The organism is Streptomyces sp. NPDC002817, assembly GCF_053592055.1.
Window position 1 is genome coordinate 1 of the sequence record NZ_JBSFUY010000091.1, and the last position, 4317, is coordinate 4317.

The following is a 4317-nucleotide window of genomic DNA, read 5'->3' on the forward strand; positions in this document are numbered from 1 at the left end:
CCGCCAGCCGTCGAACACCCAGAGTCACCAACGCGACGGCCTGATGACCGGCTTCACGAAAATCTTGGATGAACCGATTGTCATGACCGCCGTCAACCATCTCCATCGTCGGCGGACGCCGCGCGATGAACTCCGCGGCGACCGGCGCCATCGCCCTGGTCATCGCCCCGCTCAACCGCGAGCACGGCCTGGGCTACCTGGTAGCCGCCGTCATCCTGGCCGGCGTCATCCAGATCGCCCTCGGCGCGCTCGGCGTCGCCAAGCTGATGCGGTTCGTACCCCGCAGCGTGATGGTCGGCTTCGTCAACGCCCTCGCCATCCTGATCTTCATGGCCCAGGTCCCAGAGATGCACGACGTGCCCTGGCCCGTCTACCCGCTCATCGCCGCCGGGCTGACACTCATGGTCTTCTTCCCGAAGATCACCACCGTGATCCCGGCCCCGCTCGTCGCCATCGTCATCCTCACCGTCATCACCGTCGCCGCCGGGATCGCCGTGCCGACCGTCGGCGACAAGGGCGACCTGCCCTCCTCCCTCCCCGTACCCGGCCTGCCCGACGTGCCCTTCACGATGGACACGTTGACCACCATCGCCCCCTACGCGCTCGCGATGGCGCTGGTCGGCCTGATGGAGTCGCTGATGACCGCAAAGCTCGTCGACGACATCACCGACACCCACTCCTCCAAGACCCGCGAGTCCATCGGCCAGGGCATCGCCAACATCGTCACCGGCTTCTTCGGCGGAATGGGCGGCTGCGCCATGATCGGCCAGACGATGATCAACGTGAAGGTGTCCGGCGCCCGCACCCGCCTCTCCACCTTCCTGGCTGGCTCATTCCTGATGGTGCTGTGCATCGTCTTCGGACCGGTCGTCTCCGACATCCCCATGGCCGCCCTGGTCGCGGTGATGGTCATGGTGTCCTTCGCGACGTTCGACTGGCATTCCATCGCCCCGAAGACGCTGAAGCGGATGCCTGCCGGGGAGATCGCGGTCATGGCCATCACCGTCGCCTGCGTGGTCGCCACCGACAACCTCGCCATCGGCGTCGTCGTCGGCTCCATCACCGCCATGGTCATCTTCGCCAAGCGCGTGGCCCACCTCGCCAACGTCACCGCCGTCACCGAGCCCGACGGGACCACGGTGGTCTACTCCGTGACCGGCGAACTTTTCTTCGCCTCCTCCAACGACCTGGTCAGCCAGTTCAACTACACCACCGACCCCGACAAGGTCGTCATCGATCTGAGCGCAGCCCACATCTGGGACGCCTCCTCCGTCGCCGCCCTCGACGCGATCGAGACCAAGTACGCGCAACGCGGCAAGGCCGTCGAGATCATCGGCCTGAACAAGCCGAGCGCCCAGATCCACCAAAAGCTGAGCGGCGAACTCGCTGGGAGCCACTGACCGTCTGTCACGCCTACCAGGGCCGCCTGGACCCAAGAGGGTCCGGGCGGCCCTTGCCACGTCTGCTCTCGAGTACACGCACGCAGAACACTCCGATACCAGCCGGGTTCTGTCAGGGCAGGCACAGCGGCTGCCGAGGTTCTGGGCGCCGTGCTCCGGGTGGGGGCTGCCGTGCCATGCTGCTGCTGTTCGGGCCTCTCGCGGTGGTGATTTGGGCGCTGGCCCACGCTTCCGGCATTCACGCAACCATCGCCGACGTCGCCATGGGCCTGCTCGTGCGCACCCGGGCCCGCGACGGCGAGACGGTCTCCCCGTCGCACCGGACGGAGGAAATCCTGCGGCCGTTCTCCGCCGGAATCGCGCTGCCCGTCTTCGCCCTGACCTCGGCCGGCGTCTCGCTGTCCAGCGCGGGCGGCTTCTGGACGTCCACCATCACCTGGCGCTTCCGCGTCGGACTCCTCGCGGGCAAGTTCACCGGGATCTTCGCTGCCGCCTGGCTCACCTCCCGGTTCACCAGCGCCCACCTCACCGACGCCAAGGGCGCCATCCTCTTCGTCTCCGGCGTCGCCACCCTGCTTGCCGCCGTGGTGCTGGGGTGCCGCGGTCGTCACCACCGACGCCGCGACGAGCACACCAGTGGCCGGGAGGCGGTGCCGTGGACGCAGGGCTGATCGCTCCGATCGTGATCGCGTCCGCGCCGCCTCACGGGGCAGCGTGCGCCCGGCAGGGCCCGCGCCAAGTGAGCCTTCACCCGCGACCCCGCTGCGGCGGCCGCAGCCGCCTGGGTAGAGCATCAGGGGCATCCTGGCATCGGCCAGGAGTGGGCTCAGTCGCCGGACGCCTGCCCGCGGCGCGGTGTCTGGGGCGACATCGCGGCCTCGGCTTCGGCCTTGGCGTCGTTCACTGCGGCCGCAGCCTGCTTTTCAGCCTGGTCAGCCGCCGTCGCGGCGTCGAGTGAAACCGTGGAGCCGGCGTCGAGTGCCGGAATCCGCCCTTCGTGCGGCGTGGCGTCGTCGGCCGTGACTGCTTCCTCGGGCTGCGCAGGTTGGGGACCGCCCACTGTCGACTGGTCACTGAACGCGCTGGTGACGGTCCGGACTGCCTCGGTCAGCTCTCCTGGGATCACCCAGAAAGTGTTGTTGTCGCTGCTCGCGAGGTGTGGGAGCGTCTCCAGATACTTGTAGGCCAAGACCTTCGGGTCGGCATTGTTGCGATGGACAGCCTGGAAGACGAGCTCCACGGCCTTGGCCTCACCGTCCGCCCGCAGGATCATGGCTTGCTGCGCGCCTTGTGCCTCCAGGATGTCCTTCTGCCTCGTGCCCTCCGCCGTGAGGATCTTGGCCTGGCGTTCTCCTTCGGCGTGCAGGATGGCCGCGCGCTTGTCCCGCTCGGCCCGCATCTGCTTCTCCATCGCTTCCTTGATGGTGTTCGGCGGATCGATGGCCTTGATCTCGACGCGGTTGACCCGGATGCCCCACTTCCCGGTGGCGTCGTCGAGGACGGCACGGAGCCGGGAGTTGATCTCCTCACGCGAGGTGAGCGTCTCCTCCAGGTCCATACTGCCGATGACGTTCCGCAGGGTGGTGACGGTGAGCTGATCGATGGCCTGAAGGTAGTCGGCGACCTCGTACGCCGCCGCCCTCGGGTCGGTGATCTGGTAGTAGAGCACGGTGTCGATGTTCACCACGAGGTTGTCCTCGGTGATCACCGGCCTGGGATCGGACGAATACACCTGCTCGCGCACGTCGAGTTTGGTGTTGATGCGGTCCGCCATCGGGACGACGAAGTTCAGGCCGGGTTGCAGAGTCCGGCGGTACCGGCCGAACCGCTCGATGTTGTAGCGGCGTGCCTGCGGGACGATGCGCACCGTGGCAGCGATGAGGAAGACGACGACGATGGCCGCGACGAGCGTGACAATGACAACCGGATCCACAGTGCCTCCATTGCTCTGCGTTCAGCCGTTCATGGCAGCAGTTCACGCGGGTAGACGATGGCCGTGGCACCTTCGATCTCCATGACGTCCACCAGCGCTCCCGCCGGGATCACCAGGCTCTCGTCGAGGGCGCGGGCGGACCACTCCTCACCGGACAGTTTGATCAGTCCGCGGGTCGCGGTGACCTCCTGCATGACCTCGGCCCGCTTGCCGACCAGGGCATCGCTGCCCTCGCGGGTGAGGGGTTGCTGTGCCATGTGCCGCAGCGCGACAGGGCGGACCATGACCAGACCCGCTGCTGCTGCCGCCCCCAGGGCCAGGAGCTGGCCGAGAAGGCCGATCCCCACACCGGCGACCACGGCGGCGACCAGGGCGGCACCCGCCAGCAACCCCAAGACCAGTGTCAGGGTGAAAAACTCCGCGGCACCCAGAGCCGCGGCGGTGAGCAGCCATACGAACCACGGCATCGCGAATCGCCCTCCTCTTGGGGCTCTCTTTACCAAGCTACCTCCCCGTAGCGACGAGCAGAACAGACGCGCAGCAGACATGGTTCGCGATATTGGACGCGTTTGGCCTGACGGCAGGGACACCCGTGCCGTCTCCCGGCCGTCGCGGGGCCCGATGTTCGCCGACGGGTCGTCTCGACTCGGTCGGTCCCCACACCATGCTCCGCAGGCACGCCATCAGATGCCCACTCCGGAGCAAGGTCAAAACGACGCCGTCCGAGTACGTTCGTCTACCTCCCAAATCGTGCGCATCCGCTGCCTCAACCCGGTCGGCGTACAGACCCCCCGCTCTCGACCGAACACCGCGTACGTGACCCGCGTCGTCGGCATCGGGCAGCACCACCGCACCTTCACGATTCCCATGCGTTATGCAAGACGTGCCCGGGTGTGGGGTAGCGGGGTCGGCGATGCGGCCACGAGGACCAGAAATCCTCCCATGGCGTGGAAGAACGCCGCTCCGGACGCGAAGACGCGCGCC

At 67.5% G+C, this 4317-nt stretch carries 4 protein-coding genes; 2 read left to right on the top strand and 2 right to left on the bottom strand.

What is annotated here, in order from left to right; translation table 11 throughout:
• The first annotated feature begins 98 nt into the window (after positions 1-98).
• Both ACWD3I_RS48995 and ACWD3I_RS49000 read left to right on the top strand, forming a co-directional pair.
• Positions 99-1400, top strand: coding sequence for a SulP family inorganic anion transporter (locus ACWD3I_RS48995; RefSeq protein WP_365414043.1), 1302 nt, complete (start codon positions 99-101; stop codon positions 1398-1400).
• Between the two features lie 176 nt (positions 1401-1576).
• A complete protein-coding gene (locus ACWD3I_RS49000; RefSeq protein WP_365414037.1) occupies positions 1577-2071 on the top strand; it encodes a Na+/H+ antiporter NhaA in 495 nt (164 codons plus the stop codon).
• 155 nt (positions 2072-2226) lie between these two features.
• Here the strand turns inward: ACWD3I_RS49000 and ACWD3I_RS49005 are convergent, their stop codons facing one another.
• Complete coding sequence (locus ACWD3I_RS49005) at positions 2227-3333, bottom strand: SPFH domain-containing protein (RefSeq protein ID WP_365414039.1); 1107 nt, start codon at positions 3331-3333, stop codon at positions 2227-2229.
• A 29-nt stretch (positions 3334-3362) separates the two neighbouring features.
• Entirely contained in the window at positions 3363-3800 is a 438-nt protein-coding gene (locus ACWD3I_RS49010) for an NfeD family protein (RefSeq protein WP_365414041.1), read from the bottom strand.
• Positions 3801-4317 lie beyond the last annotated feature (517 nt).

Coding starts and splice junctions, on each gene's coding strand:
- ACWD3I_RS49000 (WP_365414037.1), top strand. CDS start 1,577: ATGCTGCTGCTGTTCGGGCCTCTCGCGGTGGTGATTTGGGCGCTGGCC.
- ACWD3I_RS49010 (WP_365414041.1), bottom strand. CDS start 3,800: ATGCCGTGGTTCGTATGGCTGCTCACCGCCGCGGCTCTGGGTGCCGCG.